This is a genomic window from Amycolatopsis tucumanensis, from assembly GCF_021654135.1.
GTDB lineage: Bacteria > Actinomycetota > Actinomycetes > Mycobacteriales > Pseudonocardiaceae > Amycolatopsis_E > Amycolatopsis_E tucumanensis.
The window spans coordinates 654,266-671,648 of sequence record NZ_JAKGSD010000001.1; the positions used below are offsets into that span (position 1 = coordinate 654,266).

Sequence of the window (17,383 nt, forward strand, 5' to 3'; positions counted from 1 at the left end):
GGTTCGGACGGCTCCGCCGCCCGAAACCCACCTAAAGCCGCCAGGTGATGCCGGGTTCGCCCGGGTCGTAGCGGCAGCTCGCGCCGGTCGAGACGGTCGCCCGCAGGTGCTCGGCGAGCTGGGGGTGGCGACCGTCCAGCCGGCGCAGGGTGTCGCGGATCCGGGCGGTCACGGTCTTGCGGGCGCGCTCGGCCTCGTCCCCGAGACGCCGGGTGCGCCCGCCGAGACCGGCGGCGGCACGCAGTTCCTCCAGCAGGGCCGCCCGCTCGCTGTCGAGCCGGGCGGCCCTGTCGTCGTCGCCGCGGGCGGCCGCCGCGTCGATCTCGTCATCCAGCGCGGCGAGACGGCGCCGGTAGGCCGCCTTCGCCGTGTCGTCGAGGACCTCGTCCCCGCCGAGGCGCCGGGCCGCCACCACCACCTCGCCGCCCGCCGGGTCCAGCAGCCGCACCGCGGGCACGTCGGTGCCCGGGTGGCTGAGCAGGAAGTGCAGGTCCCGCAGGCCTTTCGCGTCCGGCAGGTGCACCGTGCGCCCGGCCAGCGCGAGCGTCCACGTCGTGCCGGTGAACCGGAACTCCCCGGTGGCGGCCGGCTCGTGGCCCCGGGCGCGCAGGCGCCGCACGCGTTCCGGCACGTGCCGCAGGCCCAGCTCGGCCGCCTCGGCGGCGATGACGTCCAGCAGCTCGGCGGCTTCGCGCTCGTCGCCCGGCGCGGCCCGGTCCAGCAGCGCGGTGGCCCGCGCCAGCCGGGCTTCCACCACCCACGGCCGGGCCCACATCGACTCGGCCGACCGCTCGGCCGCGCGGTACCGCTCCAGCGCCTCGTCCCAGCGCCGCCCCGACGCGGCCAGTTTCCCCAGCCAGAGGGTGACCGGGCCGCTGATCTCGAACCCGAACACCGACACCAGCCACTGCCCGTCGTAGGGCAGCAGCGCTTCCCTGGCCCGCTCGGCCAGCCGCTCGTCACCGGCGGCCGCCGCGGTCTGCGCCTGCAGCCGCAGGAACATCGGCAGGTACGACCGCGGGAACGGATCCCGCTCCCCCAGCCCGGCCAGGTACTCGGCCGCCGCGGCCGCGTCGCCGCGCTGCGCCGCGGTGGTGGCCTCCAGCAGTCCCGGATAGGGGTAGTCGCCGGGGCCGAGGCCGGCGTGGAACTCGGCGAGCTCGTCGAACCGGCCCTGCTGCAGCAGCAGCGACCACCGGTGGTGGCGCAGCATCGGCAGGAAGTGGGTGTGGTGCACCTGTTCCGGCGTCGACAGGACATCGTCGAACAGGGCCTCCGCGTCGGCGAAGCGGCCCTGGAACCCGGCCAGGATGCTCTGGTCGATCTGCGCGCCGAACTGCATCCGGCGGGAATCGCCCTGCTCGGCCAGCGCCACGAACGCCCGCATCTGGTCGAAGTACCGCGGGTCGCCCAGCTCCAGCAGCGCGACCCAGCGCAGCGAGGTGGCGTACTGCTCGGTCTCGGTGTCCCCGCTGCGGTGCGCGACCTCGGCCAGCTCCGCCATCAGCGCTTCGCGCTCGACCGCCGTGCCCAGCCCCCAGATCGAGTCGTGCAGCGTGGACAGGCTGAAGCCGAGCGCCTCGTCGTCGCCGTCCTCGCGGGCGAGCCTGCCCAGCTGGACGATCACCTCCCTGGCCCGGTCCTCCAGCGGGCGTTCGGTTTCGCCCGGCCCGATCAGCGCGCGGTGGGCCTCGGCGATCAGCCCGGCCTTCAGGTCGGCGCGCTCCGCGTCGTCGCCCCAGCGGTAGGCGGTCAGCGCCACGCGGGCCAGCAGCTCCGCGTCGCCCAGCGCGCGGGCCTGGGCGCTCGCCTCCTCGAACACCGCCCAGCCCTCGGTGGGCTCGTCGAAGTGGTGCAGCTCGCCGCCCAGTTCGAGCAGGACGAGCACACGCCGCCGCGGCTCGTCGGTGATCTCGGCGGCGCGGCGGAAGTGCCCGATGGCTTCCTCGAACGCCATCCGGCCGGAGGCGGCCCGCGCGGCGGCGACGAGCAGGTCCACCGCCCGCGACGGCGGCACCAGCGGGCCGGCGAGGTAGGCGTGCCGCGCGGCTTCGGCGGGCAGGATCCGATCCGCGAGCGCGGGGTTGCCCTCCAGCGCGGTGACCACCGCGGCGTGGCGTTCGCGGGCCTCGTCCTCGCCGAGCGAGTCGTAGAGCGTTTCACGCACCAGGTCGTGGGCGAAGGCGAACCGGCCGCCGCCGCGCACGGTGACCAGCCGCGCGGCCACGGCCTGGTCGAGCAGCCGGTCGGCGGGCGCGGCGGGGATCGCGGCGACCGCGGCGAGCACCTGGCGGTGGAACTGCTGCCCGAGCACCGCGGCGGTGGTCAGCAGCCCGACGACCGGTTCCGGCAGCAGCGACAGGCGGCGGCGCACCGCGTCCCGCACCCCGGGCGCGATCGCGGTGACCGATCCGCCGCTGTGCCACAGGCGCGCGGCCTGCTCGACGAAGAACGGGTTGCCGCCGGTGCGCCGGTGCACCTCGGCCACGACGTCCTGGCCCGGGGTCTCGCCGACGGTGCGGGCGATGAGCCGGCCGACCTCGTCGGGTTCCAGGCCGGTGAGCGTGATCGTGCGGGCCTTGGCGACCAGGGAGGACAGCATCGGCCGCAGCGGGTGCTCGGCGACCTCGACCTCCGCGTCGCGGTAGGTGCCGATCAGCAGCAGCCGCTCGAACCAGGTGTGCCCGGCGGCGAACTCGAGCAGCTTGAGGGAGGCGGTGTCGGCCCAGTGCAGGTCGTCCAGCGCGACCACCACCGGACGGCTGTGCGAGGCGGTGACCAGTGCGCTGGTGACGGCGTCGTAGAGGCGGAACCCGTCCGGCGTCTCCCGCGGGTCCGCCTCGCCCAGCAGCACCGCCAGCCCGCCCCCGGCGTCCCGTTCCACGGCGGCCCACTCGTCGGCGGTCGCGGCGCGCCGCAGCCCGCGCAGGACCTGCACCCAGGGCCAGTAGCCGGGCGCGCTGCCGGAGTCCCAGCACGCGCCGCCGAGGACGAGCGCCCCCAGCCGGCGCGCCTCGTCCGCAGCGCCGGTGACCAGGGTGGTCTTGCCGATCCCGGGCTCCCCGGTGACCAGCACGAGCCCGCCGTGGCTGTCCACCGCCCGCCCGATCTCGGCGCGCAGCAGGCCCGCCGGGTGGTCACGGCCGATCAGGGCGGGTTCGAGGTGGGTGTCCATCACCACTGACGCTAGCGCGCCGATGTCCGGATTGTCCGCCGGTTAACAGTTCCCGGTCACCGTGTGTCCGCGCGGTAGCGGCGCGGCGTGGTGCCGACGACGGCGGCGAAGGCCGCGATGAAGCTGCTGGGGTTCGACCAGCCGCAGGCGTGGGCGACGTGCGTGGTGTCGTGGCCCTCGGCCAGCAGGACGAGCGCGTGGTGGACGCGCACCTGGGTCCGCCACTGGTAGAAGCTCATGCCGAGCTCGCCGCGGAAGAGCCGGCTGAGGGTGCGGGCGCTGGCCCCGGTCCGCCGTCCCAGCCCGGCCAGCGGGGTGTTGTCCGCGGGCTGCTCGTACAGGATCCGCGCGACCGCCCGCAGCCGGTCGTCGCGGGGTTCCGGGAGTTGCAGCGGCTGCTCGCCGGCTTCGCGGAGTTCGTCGACGAGCACCCGGCGGAGCCGCGCGGTCCCGGTCGCGGGACCGGTCAGCGCGAGCAGGACCTCCCTGGCGAGTGCGGAGGCCAGGAACACGGCCGGTCGGGCGGCGCCAGCTGGGCCGGCGACGGCGGCAGGAAGACGATCCGCATGTCGGTGTGCCCGTGCGCGCGGTGGTGGTGCGGGCAGCCCGCCGGGATCCACGCGACGCGGCTGGCGGGGACGATCGACGTGCCGCCCTCGGTGTGCACGGACAGGACGCCTTGGGCCGCGTAAACCAGGTGCCCTCGCGTGTGGGAGTGGTCGGCGCTCGTCCCGCCCGCCACCTCCGGCGCCCGCGACAGTGGGTCGCATGAGGACGCCCGCACGATTTCGCCCATCACCGAAACGACGATGCTGCCCTCCGCCAGCCGTGGGTCGGTCGACGGCGCCAGCTCGCCCACGCACTCGATTCCCAGCACCCGCGGGAACACCACGGAGGGGGAGTGGCCCTGGCGGGTCCGCAGGTCCGACCGGTTCAGCCCGGCGCCCCGCAACCGCACGAGGCTGATGCCGGTCACGACGAGCCTGCCGTGGGAGGCGCTCGCCGCGCTGCCGGAGACGTACCTGACGGCGCAGGGCGCGCGGACGCGCTGGGGGTGGCGCGCGGTGAGCGGTTGCTGATCCGCGGCGGGACCTCGTCGGTGGGGATGGCGGCGGCGTCGATCGCGGCCGCACTCGGGGCCGAGACCGCCGCCACGACCCGGCGGCGGCACTAGGCGGCGGCGCTGGTCGCCGACCACGTCTTCGTCGACGACGGCGGGCCGCTCACGATCGAGGCGTGGCCGGAGGGCCCTGATCACGTCCTCGACCTGGTCGGCACGAGCTCGGCGCTGGATTCGCTGCGGCTGGTCCGCCGCGGCGGAACGGTGTGCGTGGCGGGCTCGCTCAGCGGCTGGCTGATCCCGGCGTTCGAGCCGATCGCGATGATCCCCACCGGCACCAGGCTGACCGCTTTCCACAGCGACACCGTGCGCGGCGCGGCGGGCGCGGCCGTGCTGCAGCGGGTCGTCGACCAGGTCGAGGCCGGGGTCCTCCACCCGCACGTCGACCGGCTCTTCAGCCTCGACGACGTCGCCGAAGCGCACCGCTACCTGGAGGACGACCAGGCGACCGGGAAGGTGGTCCTCGTGCCCTGACCGGCCGCGGATCTCCCCCGGGGCGGCGCCGATAGCCTCACCGCATGAACCGGGGACTGCTCCGAGTGGCGGGAGATCCCGGACCTGACCGGTCCGAGCGCCACCGTTCCGGGTTCGTCGCTGTCCGCCATCGGCTTGTGGTGCTCGGCCTCTGCGGATCCTCGTGCGCCGTCTGTCCGCGGCGAGTCCGAAGGTCGCCGTGCTCAGGACGCACGCCTCGTGTTGACCGGGCACGGCGACGAATTCGGAGTCCACCTTCGACGTGAACTCCCGTCGGTGCCCGACGAGTCCGGCCGGGGGCTGGCCGAACCGGCGCACGCATAACGGTTACGGGCTGTTCATCCGGCCCCGCCTTTACACCGGGAGCCACCGCCACCACACTCCACGCAGTACTGTGCGGATCCGCTGGGGAGGCGAGGATGCGCTGGCGTGAGCTGCTGCCCAGGGCGGGCGAGGTCCCGGGGCGGGGCAGGGCGGCCTCGACCGCCGTCGCCGCTCTCCTGTTCGCCGCGCTCGGCACCGGGTTGTACCTGGCCTTCGCCGAGGACACCGGCATCGCCGGGCGTCAGCTCGGCGGGCGCGGCCAGCCGCTGCCGTTCCCGCCCGGCACCGCGGCCACCCTGTGGTGGGACTTCGCGCTGATCGCCGGCTACGGGCTCGCCGTGCTGCTGGGCACCACCGCCGCGCTGTGGGTCTGCCGGCCGGGCACCGCGATGTACGAGGTCGCCCGCTTCGGCCGCATCGCCGGGCTGGTCGCGGTCGTCTCGGACGTCCTGGAGAACGTGTTCCTGCTGGTCGCCACCCGCGATCCGGCCCCCGTCCCGCTCGAACTGGCCAGTGCGGCCGCGGTCACCAAGTTCGCCGGGCTGCTCCCGGCGCTCCTGCTCGCGCTCTACGGCATCGTGCTCACCCTGCTCCGCTCGGCGCGGCCGGTGAAGCACGACCCGCCCGACGGCGTCTGCTCGGCCGCGCTCAAACCAGAGGACCCCGACGGCGCCTGCGACGAAGGCGAAACCACGGCAGCCACCCGGTGGCGCAACGGGTACCGCCTGCCCCCGGGCGAGCCGACCGGCGGCACCGGGTTCGCGTTGTCCGGCGGCGGGATCCGCTCGGCCAGCGTCGCGCTCGGCGCGCTCCAGCCGCTGCGGCAACGGCTCCTCGGCGCCCAGTACCTGGTGTCCGTCTCCGGCGGCGGCTACACCGCGGGCGCGCTGGTGCAGGCCCTCACCACGGCGACCGATCCGAAGGAGCCGCCCCGCGGCCGTCCGGTCGCGACACCGGAAACCGCGTTCGGCCCCGGCAGCGTCGAGGAAGACCACGTCCGGCGTCACGTCAGCTACCTCGCAGGCACGCGGGCCGAGCTGCTCACCGCCCTCGGCGTGATCGCCCGCGGCCTGGTGCTGTCGCTGTTCCTGGTGTTCGCCCCCGCGGTCGTGCTCGGCGTGGCCGCCGGCTGGCTGTACCAGCAGGTCCCGCTCACCGTGTTCCCCGGCGACGGCGGTTACCCCGCGCCCCGGCTGGGCGCGCTGCTGTCACTGGGCCTGACGCTGGTGTTCGCCGCCGTGGTCTCCCTGGTGGCCCGCTGGCTCCCGCCGGCGAAGCCGCTGCTGCGCCAGATCGCCCGGCGCCTGTCCACCAGGCTCGCGCTGCTCGCCGGCCTGATCGCGCTGCTCACGCTCGGCCTGCCCGCCATCGCCTGGCTGGCCGACCGGCTGCTCACCCTGACCCCGCCCTCGATCACGCTCGGCAGCCCGTTCGTCGCGCTGCTGCTGACCTACGTGTCCGCACTGGCGACGATGGGCTGGCGCAACCGCAAGGTCGTCACCAAGGCGCGCGACTCGCTCGACGCGCTCACCGCGGCGCTGCCGACCAGCCTCACCCAGCGCCTCCTGGTGATCATCACGACCACGGTCCTCGCCCTGGCCTGGCTGCTGCTGTTCGCCTCGGTGATCACGCCGCTGGGCGAGCCGGAGCTGCTGTGGGCCGCGCTCGGTCTGGTGGTCGTGCTGATCGTCGTCGGCGGGCTGATCGACGAGACCTCGCTCAGCCTGCACCCCTTCTACCGGGAACGGCTGGCGTGCACGTTCGCCGTGCGCCGGGTCCGCCGTGACGACGGGCAGGTCGTCGCCGCGCCCTACCCGAGCACCGAGCGCAGCTCGCTCGCGACCTACGGGCACGCCGAGAACTTCCCGCGCGTCGTGTTCGCGGCGGCGGCGAACCTCACCGGCGAAGGCCGCACCTCCCCCGGCCTCGGCGCCGTCTCCTTCACGATGAACAGCCGCTGGGTCGGCGGCCCGGACGTCGGCTGGATCGAGACCGCGCGGCTGCAGGAGTCGGTGCCGGGCCGGTTCCGTCGGGACCTGACCGTCCAGGGCGCGGTCGCGATCAGCGGGGCGGCGTTCGCGTCGTCGATGGGCCGCGCCTCGCGCTGGTACCAGATCCTGCTCGCCCTGTCCGGGGCCCGGCTGGGCACGTGGCTGCCCAACCCGGACGTGCTGCTGCGCTGCCCGCCGCGCACCGACCGCGCCGCCTGGGCCTACCCCGCGCTGCCGCACGCGCGACGGCTGCCCTACCTGCTGCGCGAGGTGCTCGGCATCCACTCGCACGCCGACCGGCTGCTGCACGTCACCGACGGCGGGCACTACGACAACCTCGGCCTGGTCGAGCTGTTCCGCCGCCGCTGCACGACGATCTACTGCATCGACGCGGGCGCGGACGCGCCGCCGACAGCGGGCGGGCTGGCCTCGGCGCTCGCGCTGGCCGCGCAGGAGCTGGGCGTGCGGGTCACGCTGGACGACCCGTGGCGGTCCGAACCCGGCGGCGGGGAGCCGCTCTCGCCGGAGCACCCGCTCAGCAACCTGAACAGCAGGCTGTCGGAGAGCCCGGTGATCACCGGGACGATCCACTACCCGCCGGAGAGCGGGCAGGCCGGGGTGGGACGGCTGATCGTGGCGAAGGCGCTGCTGTGGCGGGACCTGCCCTACGAGCTGCTGTCCTACGCCGCGCACCACCCGGAGTTCCCGCGGGACGGCACGAGCGACCAGTTCTTCGACGACGGCAAGTTCGGCGCCTACGCCGAGCTCGGCAGGCAGCTGGGCGAGTACGTGGTGGCCAGGGAACTGGCCGAAGCGGCCGGCCTGCCGGAGGTGACGGAGGGCACCAGCGCGCCCGACGGAGTCGCGCCACAACCGGCCGGAAGCTAAGATCGCGGACACGACGAAACACCCGCATTCGCGTCGAATACGGGTGCTCGTCGTTGTTCTACCCGAAGAACACCGGGTGCGGACGGGAATTAGTACCAGTAATTCCCGTCCGCACCCGTTTTTTCCGTGACCCGGCCGGCTCTCACCCAGAAAACCGTCCCGGGGATCCGGAGTGCAGTCAGACCGCACCGGGACTCTCGGCCGGATCAGGGTCGGTCGACCCAGGACCCCGTGGGGTCCGGTCTCAGTTGTCGGCCTCGGCGATGCAGGTGTCCGGGGCGGAGCCCGAGTCGGCCTCGGAGGCGCCGGTCAGGATCGGCACGGTCACGCCCACGCCGTTCAGGGCGTCGGCCACCTGGACGCCGAGCACGTTGACGTTGTTGTCGCAGACACCGACGTTGTTGTCGTTGAGAACGTCGTCGACGTTGATCAGACCCAGCTGACCGGTGTCGCCGCCGTCGTCCCATCCCCCGCCCTGCGTGGCGAAGGCCGGGGAACCGATCATCATGAAACCGGCCGCAGCAGCGGCAACAATTGCGGACTTCTTGAGCACCTTTTTATTCCCCATCAACTCGACTACAGTTCCGCCGCGACGAGACTTCCGTCGCGAGCACGGCAGACATTATCAGCAGGCAAGGTGCGCCGAAAGCAAATGCGCGGGCTTGTCGCCATCACCCGGACGAACGACGTTTCGCTACCCGTGAACCAGTCTTCCGCACGCCCATACGCGATGCGCTGCGATTATCCGCCCGTTTCGCTCACACTGGTTTTCACGCCGCGTGATCGACCGTGCAGCGCGCCGGTTGGACAGCGTCTAAACCCCTCGATCAGGTAGAAGCTCGACCACGCTGGGTGAGTAGACAAGATCGGGCAATTAGCCCGGCCGTGTGACTTACAGGCATGTAATTCGCCCCCGGCCTGCTCTCCCACGTGGCTCGGCAGCGCGCGCGGGGCACCGGATCGGCCGCGCGGACGCCGCTCCACGACCCCGTTCGCGCGCACGAAAAAACACCCGCATCCGAATCCGAATGCGGGTGTTCGCGTTTCCCACTAACCCGAAGAAAAGGCGCGGACGGGAATCAGTACCAGTGATTCCCGTCCGCACCCGTGCACAGCACCCCGGCCGGCGGAGCCGGTTCAGGGTCGTCGCGCAGACCTCAGTTGTCGGCCTCGGCGACGCAGGTGTCCGGCGCGTCACCGGACTCGGCGTCGGAAGCACCCGACAGGATCGGCACGGTCGCGCCGACACCCTCCAGCGCGTCCGCCACCTGGACACCCAGGACGTTGACGTTGTTGTCGCAGACACCGACGTTGTTGTCGTTGGCGACGTCGTCGACGTTGAGCAGGCCCAGCTGGCCGGTGTCGCCACCCTCGTCCCACGCGCCCTGCGTGGCGAAGGCCGGGGAACCGATCATCATCAAGCCGGCCGCGGCAGCGGCGACAATCGCAGACTTCTTCAGCACTCTCTCATCCGATCGCTCGGCTACAGTTCCGCCCGCTCCGGGTGACCCCGTCGCGAGCACGGCAGACGCTAGCAGCCGGTGATCGGGAAGTTCGGTGATCGCGAAAGCGGCCGTGGCTCACCCGGACGAACGACGTTTCAAACGCCGCCGGCGCCCGCTGGAAAGGCCGCACCGGCATGCGCTGCGACAACGCGAGCACCGGTCTTCACGCTGGGTCATCGGGTCCGGCGCGATCCGATCGTGCCGCGATTAAACCCCCTGATCCGGTGGAGTAACGGATACCGCGCGTGGCCGGATTCGCCGCGCAGATTAGACCACGCGGGTGACTTACAAGCGTGTCATTCGGCGCGGCGGCCGCCGCCGAACCGCATCCGGAAGTCGCGGGCGACCAGGCTGAGCAGCGGCCGGCGCCCGGCCAGGAACGCCAGCGGGCCGTCGGCCCCGACCCGCCACACCGATCGGGCCACCCCGAGCCGGGCGGCCACCCGCACGCCGCTGCGCTTGGGGCCGCGCTGCAGGACGGAGAAGGCCAACGGCAACCGCACCGGCAGCGCACGACGGCGCCGGAATTCCGCTCCTGCCAAGAGGTCCCCGTCCACGCGGGCCTCCGCGGCGAAGCCCGGTTCGTCGGTGAGGGTGAAGTCGGCCAGCTCCTTCGGGATGTGCCACAGGGCGCGCCCGCCTGCCAGCGAGGCCGGGCTGTCGACCCAGATGTGCGGGATGGTCACGGCGATCCCGCCGCGGACCACGACGGTCACCATGAGCTCCCGGTAGGACAACACCCCGGGCGGCTGGTAGTCGACCCACGCGGCGAGCACGACCGCCCGCCCGGCCACCGTGAGCGGCCGCACGCCCGGCGGCAGTTCGGGCAGCTCCCCCACGGGCACACACCAGGCGGAGACGTGCAGGTGGCCACGCAGGTGCCACGGCTCGGGCGGGTACTCGATCGGATCGGACATCAAGGCAACCTCAGCTCGAAGGGACAGGACAACCGGCGCGCGCCGGTGGACGACGCCGGGAGCTCCGGAGTCGCGGGCCAGCCGCTGCGTGACAGAGAGCCGTGGCACGCGCGGCCTGACGCGCACCCGGATAACCGTCCCGTGGCGGCGGAATCGCCGCCACCGGCCCCACCACCAAACAACGCACCGGCCTCAGACCGGCGTGACCGGCAGCCGCAGCGCGCCCGGTGCGGCCTCGGGCACCACCGGGTTCTTCGGCGCCACCGGGGCCAGCCGGGCGTAGGGCGCGCCCAGTGGCGGCCGCTGGTCGGCCTCGCCCTTGTTCGGCCACAGCGCGAGCGCCCGTTCGGCCTGGGCGGTGATCGTCAGGGACGGGTTCACCCCCAGGTTCGCCGAAATCGCCGAGCCGTCCACGACGTGCAGGCCCGGATAGTTGTACAGCCGCTGGTAGGGATCGACCACGCCGGTCTCCGGGGAGTCGCCGATCGCGCAGCCGCCGATGAAGTGCCCGGTCAGCGGGATGTTCGCCATGTCGGTCCAGGCGCCCTGCGGCACGCCGTCGATCTTCTCCGCCACCCGCCGCGCGACCTCGTGGCCGTGCGGGATCCACGTCGGGTTCGGCGCGCCGTCGCCCTGGCGCGTCGTCATCCGGCGGCCGAACAGCCCCCGCCGCGTGTAGGTGGTCACCGAGTTGTCCAGGCTCTGCATCACCAGCAGCCCCACCATCTGCTCCGACCACTTCCGCGGGTTCTGGATGCGCGGCAGCTCCCGCCAGTGCCGCGCCAGCTCGCGCAGCCCCAGCACCCACCGCCGGTGCCCGTCCTTGCCGTCCACCAGCACGGTGGCGAGCAGGCTCATCAGGTTGCTGCCCTTGCCGTACCGCACCGGCTCGACGTGCGTGACCTCATCCGGGTGCATCGACGACGTGATCGCCACCCCGTCGGTGTAGTCGGCGTTCTTGTCGCGCGAGCGCACCGCCAGGATCGCCTCCGAGTTGGTGCGCGACAGGTACCCGAGCCGCTTCGAGATCTTCGGCAGCGAGCCGCGGTCACGCAGCCGGTGCAGCAGCCGCTGCGTGCCCAGCGCGGACGCGGCGAACACGACCTGTTCGCAGGTGAACGTCCGGCGGTGCCTGCGCGACCCGGTGCGGACGGTGGTCACCTCGTACCCGCCGGGGCGCGGCCGGACGTCCACCACCGTCGTCAGCGGGTGCACCACCGCACCCGCCCGCTCGGCGAGGTGCAGGTAGTTCTTCACCAGGGTGTTCTTCGCGCCGTGGCGGCACCCGGTCATGCACGAGCCGCAGTTCAGGCAGGTGCGGCGGGCCGGGCCGGCGCCGCCGAAGAACGGGTCCGGCACCTCCTGGCCGGGCTTCTGGTCACCGGTCGCGAACAGCACCCCGACCGGCGTCGGCCGGAACGTGTGAGCGATGCCCATGTCCTCGGCCACCTCGCGCAACACCCGGTCCGCCCGCGTGGTGCCCGGGTACGGGGTGACACCCAGCATCCGCTTCGCCTGGTCGTAGTACGGGGCCAACTCGTCGCGCCAATCGGTGATGTGCGCCCACTGCCTGTCGGCGTAGAACCGGGCCGGCGGCTCGTACAGCGTGTTGGCGTAGACCAGCGACCCGCCGCCGACGCCAGTGCCGCTGAGGATGAAGGTGTCGCGCAGCAACGTCAGCCGCTGGATGCCGAAACAGCCCAGCAGCGGCGCCCACAGGTACTTCCGCAGCCGCCACGAGGTCTTGGCGAACTCGTCGTCGGCGAACCGGCGGCCCGCCTCCAGCACCCCGACCCGGTAGCCCTTCTCCGTCAGGCGCAGCGCGCTCACGCTGCCCCCGAAACCCGAGCCGATCACCACGACGTCGTAGTCCAGCTCGCCGGTCATGCGCCGTCCCCTCCCGCCACGATCGCGCGGTAGTCGTTCAGATCCAGGGCCCGGGTCTTCAGCCGGTACTGCGTGACCGTGCCGGGCCAGTTGTTGACGATCCGGCCCGCCTCGTTGCGATACCAGCTGGAACAGCGGGTCCACACCGAGCGGCCGAGCTTGCGCTGCAGGACGGTGTCGAAGCGCGCGGCGACCTCGGGCTTGACGTCCAGCGCCACGCCCGGCCTGCTCGCCAGCGCGCGCACCGCCTGCACGATGTAGCGGGCCTGCGACTCGAGCATGTAGACGATTGAGTTGCCGCCCAGGTTCGTGTTGGGCCCGTACACCAGGAACAGGTTCGGGAACCGCGGCACCGTGATGCCGAGGTAGGCCCACGCGCCGTCGCGCCAGGTGTCGGCCAGCTCCGCCCCGCCGCGGCCGCGCACGGTCATCGGGACCAGGAAGTCGGTGGCGCGGAACCCGGTGCCGTACACCAGCACGTCCGCGTCGTGCACCACGCCGTCGGCCGTGCGCACGCCCTCCGGCACGATCTCCACGATCTTCTCGGTCTCGACGGTGACGTTGGGCCGGGTCAGCGCCGGGTAGTACTCGTTGGAGAACAGCGCCCGCTTGCACCCGGGCTCGTAGTCCGGGGTGAGCTTGGCGCGCAGCTCCGGGTCCGGCACCTGGCTGGTCAGGTGCCTGCTCGCCAGCCGTTCCAGGTAGCGGCGCACGAGCGGCAGGTCGACCAGCCCGAGCGAGAGGAACTCGCAGATCAGCCAGATCCGGAACCGCTCGATCTTCTGGGTGACCGGCAGGCGGCGGAACAACGCGCGGTGCCAGGGCCGGTAGGCGATGTCGTTCTTGGGCACGATCCACGGCGCCGACCGCTGGAACACGGTCACGTGGCCGGCGATCCGCTGGAGTTTCGGCACGAACTGGATCGCGCTGGCGCCGGTGCCGATGACCGCGACCCGCTTCCCGGCGAGGTCGGCGTCGTGGTCCCAGGCCGCGGAGTGGAAAGCCCGCCCGCGGAAGGATTCGCGGCCCGGCAGGTCGGGCACCGCCGGGCGGGACAGCTGGCCCACGGCGGGCACCAGGACGTCGGCCTCGATGATCTCGCCGGCTTCGGTGCGGACCCGCCAGCGGCCGGTGGCCTCGTCGAACTCCGCCGCGGCGACGCCGGTGCCGAACCGGATCCGGTCGGTCACGCCGTACTCGCGGGCGACGTCTTCGAGGTAGGCCTTGATGTCGGCCTGCAGGGAGAACCGCATCGGCCAGTCCGGATTGGGCCGGTGGGAGAACGAGTACAGCGGCGACGGGATGTCGCACCCGGCGCCGGGGTAGGTGTTCTCCCGCCACACCCCGCCGATCTCGTCCGCTCTCTCCAGGATGGTGAAGTCGCGGAACCCGGCGCGGACCAGTTCGGTCGCGACGGCCAGGCCGCCGAACCCGGCGCCGATGATGACGACGGAGGGCGGTCGGTGGGCGGTGGTGCGGGCCATGCTGCTCCTCGGCGGTGAGTGGGGCTACTCCACAGTAGGTGCTGCGGGTCACTCCGCCACAGAGACCAGCGGCCAGGAAACCGAGATTTTCGGCCACCCCGGCCGCGAGCCGGTGACCGGCGGAATCCATACTTCCGGCCATGAGTCAGCAGCTGCCCGTCGCCGTCCGGGACTGGGACTTTCCCCGCGGCGTCGCGAGCGTCGCCCTCCTGGTGCGCTTCGGGTCCGAGCGCGGCGTGCCGCGGGACGCCCTGCTGCGCGGCACCGGGCTGCCCCCGTCGCGCTTGGAGGACCCGGCGGCGCAGGTCGACGCGCACCAGGAGCTGACCGTCGCGCGCAACCTCGTGCGGGAGCTGGGCGACCCGCCGGGCCTCGGCGTGGACGCCGGCGTCCGCTACCGGGTCACCACGTTCGGCGTGTTCGGGTTCGCCTGCATCAGCAGCCCGACGCTGCGCGACGCGATCACCTTCGCCCTGCGCTACCTCGACCTCAGCTTCATCTTCTGCCTGCCGGTGGTCGAGCTGGCCGCCGAGGAGCTGCGCTTCGAGCTGCGGGACGACGGGCTGCCGCACGACGTGCGCCGGTTCCTGCTGGAGCGCGACATCAGCGCGATCCACACGGTGATGCAGGACCTCCTGCCCGGCGGCCTGAACGTGCGGCGCCTGGAGTTCCGGTTCCCCGAGCCACCCGATCCGGTCCGGTACGAGGAGGTCTTCGGGTGCCGTCCGGCGTTCGGCGCGCCCGCCCACCACGTGGCGATCGACGCGGCCGCACTGGGGCAGCCGCTGCCGCAGGCCAGCGAGCACACGGTCGCGTTGTGCGAGGCGCAGTGCCGCGAGCTGGTCAGCCGCCGCCGTGCCCGCTCCGGCATCGCGCACCAGGTGCGGGACAAGCTGATCCGCGTCGGCGGCACGCTCGCGATGGAGGACGTGGCGCGGGAGCTGAACGTCAGCACCCGCACTCTGCGGCGGCGGCTGGAGGACGCCGGCACCAGTTTCCGCGGCCTGCTCGACGAAGTCCGGCAGGCGCTCGCCGAGGAGATGCTCGCGACCGGCGCGCTGTCGGTGGAGGATGTGGCGCTGCGGCTGGGATACGCGGAGGCGTCGAGTTTCATCTACGCGTTCCGCCGGTGGACCGGCACGACCCCGGCGCGGTACCTGCGGTCCGGGAGACGGGACTGACTTCGCGTCCCCTTTCGACGGTGGGATAAGGCTCCAGGTGTCAACCACGCGGATCCTGGGTAGATCAATGGTCTCTTCAGCTGCGAGGAGGCCGCACATGTTGACGCTGCTCCAGCCCGCGCGCGAAGCGGGCGAAACGATCCGCACGGCCGCGCGCGAGCACCTGTTGCTGGCACTGCTGGACATCCCGCGACTGATGCGTCATCCGATCTGGCGGCCCGAGGACCCGGAGGAGGGCGTTGGGCTGGGTGTGCTGCTGGTGCCCGGTTTCGGGTTCGGCGACCGCAGCTTGACACTGGCGAGCGCGTGGCTGAAGGCACGTGGGTACCGGCCTGCCGGGTCACGGATCGGTTTCAACGTCGGGTGCACCACCGAACTGGTCGACCGCATCGAGGCCCGGCTGGAGCAGCACGCCGAGGAGACCGGCGGCCGCGTGGTGATCATCGGGCAGAGCCGCGGCGGGTGGCTGGCGCGGCTGGCCGCGATCCGCCGGCCGGATCTGGTGCGCGGGCTGGTGATGCTCGGCAGCCCGGTGCTGGACCCGCTGGGCGCGCACCCGAAAGTGGTGCGGGTGGCCCGCGTCCTCGCGCGTCTGTCCACTTTGGGCATTCCGGGGCTGATGGATCTGGACTGCTTCACCGGGCCGTGCTACGACGAGAACATCAAGGCGCTCGCCGCGCCGCTGCCGCCGGAGGTGCCCGCGCTGGCGGTGTACTCGCGCGAGGACGCGATCGCGCCGTGGCAGCTGTGCCTGGACCCGTACGCCGAGTGCGTCGAGGTCCGCAGCACGCACACCGGCATGGGGCTGGACCCGGACTTCTACGTGGCCGCCGCGCCGCGCCTGGCCCGCTGGGCGCGGGACGAGGCCCGCGCGCAGTCCGGCGAGCCGACCGGGGAGCTGTCGCAGGCGAGCTGAGCCCGGTCCGGCAGGATCGGGGTATGGCGGAATGGGCGCGCGCGATCGGCACCGGCTGGGTGCCCGACGGTCCGGTGACCGGTCCGGACGTGGACGAGTTCGCCGACGCCGACGAGATCACCGCGGCGCTGGCCGCGGAGCCGGGCGATTCGCTGCTGGCGGTGCAGCATCCGCACCGGCGGCCGGGCGCGGCGTCGCTGCGGAAAGCGCTGCCCGCGGCGCGCGCGATGCTGGACCGGTTGCGGGAACGGGACTACCGGCGGGTGCGCGAGGTGGTGGCGCCGTACCGGATCGCCGGGCACGACGGGATCGCCGCGGGGGTGTTGTGCCTGGTCGACCCGTCGGCGGTCGGCGCGCGGATCCGGCACAGCGAAGAGGTCTACGCCGGTGTCGTCGCCGAACGCGCCGCGGCGCTGCGGGCCCTCGGCTGCGCGACGAGCGCCGCGATGCTGGTGCCGGTCACCGGCGACGAGCTCACGCCCGCCGTGCTGGCCGCGATGCACGGCGATCCCGCGGTGGACCTGACCGACGGCGCGGGCCGCTCGCACCGGTTGTGGCTCACCGGCCCCGGGGACGAGCAGGACCGGTTGCTCGCCGCGGTGCGCTCCGCTCCCCTGCTGGTGGCCGACGGCAACCACCGCGTCGCCGCGGCGGCCGAGGCGGGCACGCCACTTCTGGCACTGGTGACCGCGGGACCGGACCTGCGCATCGGCGCGATCCACCGCACGATCAGCGGCACCGGCCTCGGCGCACGCGAACTGGCCACCGCCTGGCGCGCCGCCGGGCTGACAGTGCGGGAGGTACCCGAAGTGTCCGAAGTGTCCGGTGTCGAGCCCGGCACGGTGGCGGTTTCCGCCCGTGGCGGCGGGCTGGTGGTGGCGCTGCCCGGCGGTGGACCGGACCACGCTGTGGTGGAGAACCTGTTGCTGGACAGGGCACTCGGCCTCGACCCGGAAGGCCCGCACGTGCACGCGCTGCCCGAGGGGCATTCCCCCGGACCGGGGACGGACGCCGTGCTGCGCCTGACGCCGGTCCCGCTGTCCGAAGTGCTCGCCGCGCACGCGCAGGGCCGCCGCATGCCGCGCAAGAGCACGTATTTCACCCCGAAGCCGCGCAGCGGGCTGCTGCTCGCCGCGCTCGAGGGGTGAGTCAGACCGGCACTGGCCCGTCCACCCGCAACCCCTCCGCCCCGTGCACGCAGCGGCCGCCGACGAACGTCGCCAGCACACCGATCTCGCCGATCCGCCCACTCGGCACCGCCGTCGGGTCGTCATCGAGCAACACCATGTCCGCACGGAGCCCCGCGGGGAGCCGGCCGCTGCCCGCCGCCCTGGAAGCGTGGCTCAGACCGGCACCGGCCCCTCCGCCCGCAACCCAAACGTCGCCAGCGCACCGATCTCGCCGATCCGCTCACTCGGCACCGCGGTCGGGGTCGCCGTCGAGCAGCACCATGTCCGCCCGCAGCTCCGCGGGGAGCCGGCCGCTGCCCGCCGCCCTGGAAGCGTGGCTCAGACCGGGACC

The 17,383-nt window shown here is 73.2% G+C and carries 14 protein-coding genes; 5 read left to right on the top strand and 9 right to left on the bottom strand.

The features are described from left to right. Window positions 1-31 precede the first annotated feature (31 nt). Genes L2C96_RS03325 through L2C96_RS44955 form a run of 3 tightly spaced genes read right to left on the bottom strand, consistent with a single transcriptional unit; the run spans window position 32 to window position 4,151 of the window. Window positions 32-3,175 (bottom strand): ATP-binding protein, encoded by a 3,144-nt coding sequence (locus tag L2C96_RS03325; RefSeq protein ID WP_237335054.1) that lies wholly within the window; start codon window positions 3,173-3,175, stop codon window positions 32-34. 56 nt (window positions 3,176-3,231) lie between these two features. Beyond that, window positions 3,232-3,687, bottom strand: coding sequence for a helix-turn-helix domain-containing protein (locus tag L2C96_RS03330; RefSeq protein WP_237335055.1), 456 nt, complete (start codon window positions 3,685-3,687; stop codon window positions 3,232-3,234). Further along, on the bottom strand, window positions 3,642-4,151 hold the full coding sequence (locus tag L2C96_RS44955) for a cupin domain-containing protein (protein WP_237335056.1): 510 nt from the start codon (window positions 4,149-4,151) through the stop codon (window positions 3,642-3,644). Before L2C96_RS44955 ends, L2C96_RS03330 begins: the two co-directional genes overlap by 46 nt. A gap of 252 nt (window positions 4,152-4,403) precedes the next feature. On the opposite strand from L2C96_RS44955, the gene L2C96_RS03340 reads away from it, so the two are divergent. Continuing rightward, a complete protein-coding gene (locus L2C96_RS03340) occupies window positions 4,404-4,769 on the top strand; it encodes a zinc-binding dehydrogenase (protein ID WP_235716172.1) in 366 nt (121 codons plus the stop codon). Between the two features lie 419 nt (window positions 4,770-5,188). Then, entirely contained in the window at window positions 5,189-7,972 is a 2,784-nt protein-coding gene (locus L2C96_RS03345) for a hypothetical protein (RefSeq protein ID WP_237335057.1), read from the top strand. 244 nt (window positions 7,973-8,216) lie between these two features. On the opposite strand, the gene L2C96_RS03350 is transcribed toward L2C96_RS03345, so the two are convergent. The 5 genes from L2C96_RS03350 to L2C96_RS03370 form a co-directional block, all read right to left on the bottom strand. Further along, on the bottom strand, window positions 8,217-8,525 hold the full coding sequence (locus tag L2C96_RS03350; RefSeq protein ID WP_026153109.1) for a hypothetical protein: 309 nt from the start codon (window positions 8,523-8,525) through the stop codon (window positions 8,217-8,219). A gap of 604 nt (window positions 8,526-9,129) precedes the next feature. Further along, the gene (locus L2C96_RS03355; RefSeq protein WP_020419116.1) at window positions 9,130-9,435 is read right to left on the bottom strand and encodes a hypothetical protein; all 306 of its coding nucleotides are present in this window, start codon (window positions 9,433-9,435) and stop codon (window positions 9,130-9,132) included. 338 nt (window positions 9,436-9,773) lie between these two features. Next, window positions 9,774-10,394 carry an acetoacetate decarboxylase family protein gene (locus tag L2C96_RS03360; RefSeq protein WP_237335058.1) on the bottom strand — a complete coding sequence of 207 codons (621 nt, stop codon included), beginning with the start codon at window positions 10,392-10,394 and terminating at the stop codon, window positions 9,774-9,776. Window positions 10,395-10,586: 192 nt separating this feature from the next. Next, entirely contained in the window at window positions 10,587-12,281 is a 1,695-nt protein-coding gene (locus tag L2C96_RS03365) for an FAD-dependent oxidoreductase (RefSeq protein WP_237335059.1), read from the bottom strand. After that, window positions 12,278-13,765 (bottom strand): flavin-containing monooxygenase, encoded by a 1,488-nt coding sequence (locus L2C96_RS03370; RefSeq protein ID WP_237335060.1) that lies wholly within the window; start codon window positions 13,763-13,765, stop codon window positions 12,278-12,280. The genes L2C96_RS03365 and L2C96_RS03370 overlap by 4 nt, the downstream gene beginning before the upstream one ends. Window positions 13,766-13,905: 140 nt before the next feature. Between L2C96_RS03370 and L2C96_RS03375 the strand changes: the two genes are divergently transcribed. The 3 genes from L2C96_RS03375 to L2C96_RS03385 all read left to right on the top strand — a co-directional run bounded on the left by L2C96_RS03375 (window position 13,906) and on the right by L2C96_RS03385 (window position 17,010). Further along, window positions 13,906-14,946 (top strand): AraC family transcriptional regulator, encoded by a 1,041-nt coding sequence (locus L2C96_RS03375; RefSeq protein WP_237335061.1) that lies wholly within the window; start codon window positions 13,906-13,908, stop codon window positions 14,944-14,946. Between the two features lie 97 nt (window positions 14,947-15,043). After that, complete coding sequence (locus L2C96_RS03380; protein WP_237335062.1) at window positions 15,044-15,862, top strand: alpha/beta fold hydrolase; 819 nt, start codon at window positions 15,044-15,046, stop codon at window positions 15,860-15,862. Between the two features lie 23 nt (window positions 15,863-15,885). Next, a complete protein-coding gene (locus L2C96_RS03385; protein WP_237335063.1) occupies window positions 15,886-17,010 on the top strand; it encodes a DUF1015 family protein in 1,125 nt (374 codons plus the stop codon). 1 nt (window position 17,011) lies between these two features. Here L2C96_RS03385 and L2C96_RS03390 read toward each other — a convergent pair whose 3' ends face one another. Further along, complete coding sequence (locus tag L2C96_RS03390) at window positions 17,012-17,149, bottom strand: hypothetical protein (RefSeq protein ID WP_237335064.1); 138 nt, start codon at window positions 17,147-17,149, stop codon at window positions 17,012-17,014. Between the last annotated feature and the right edge of the window lie 234 nt (window positions 17,150-17,383).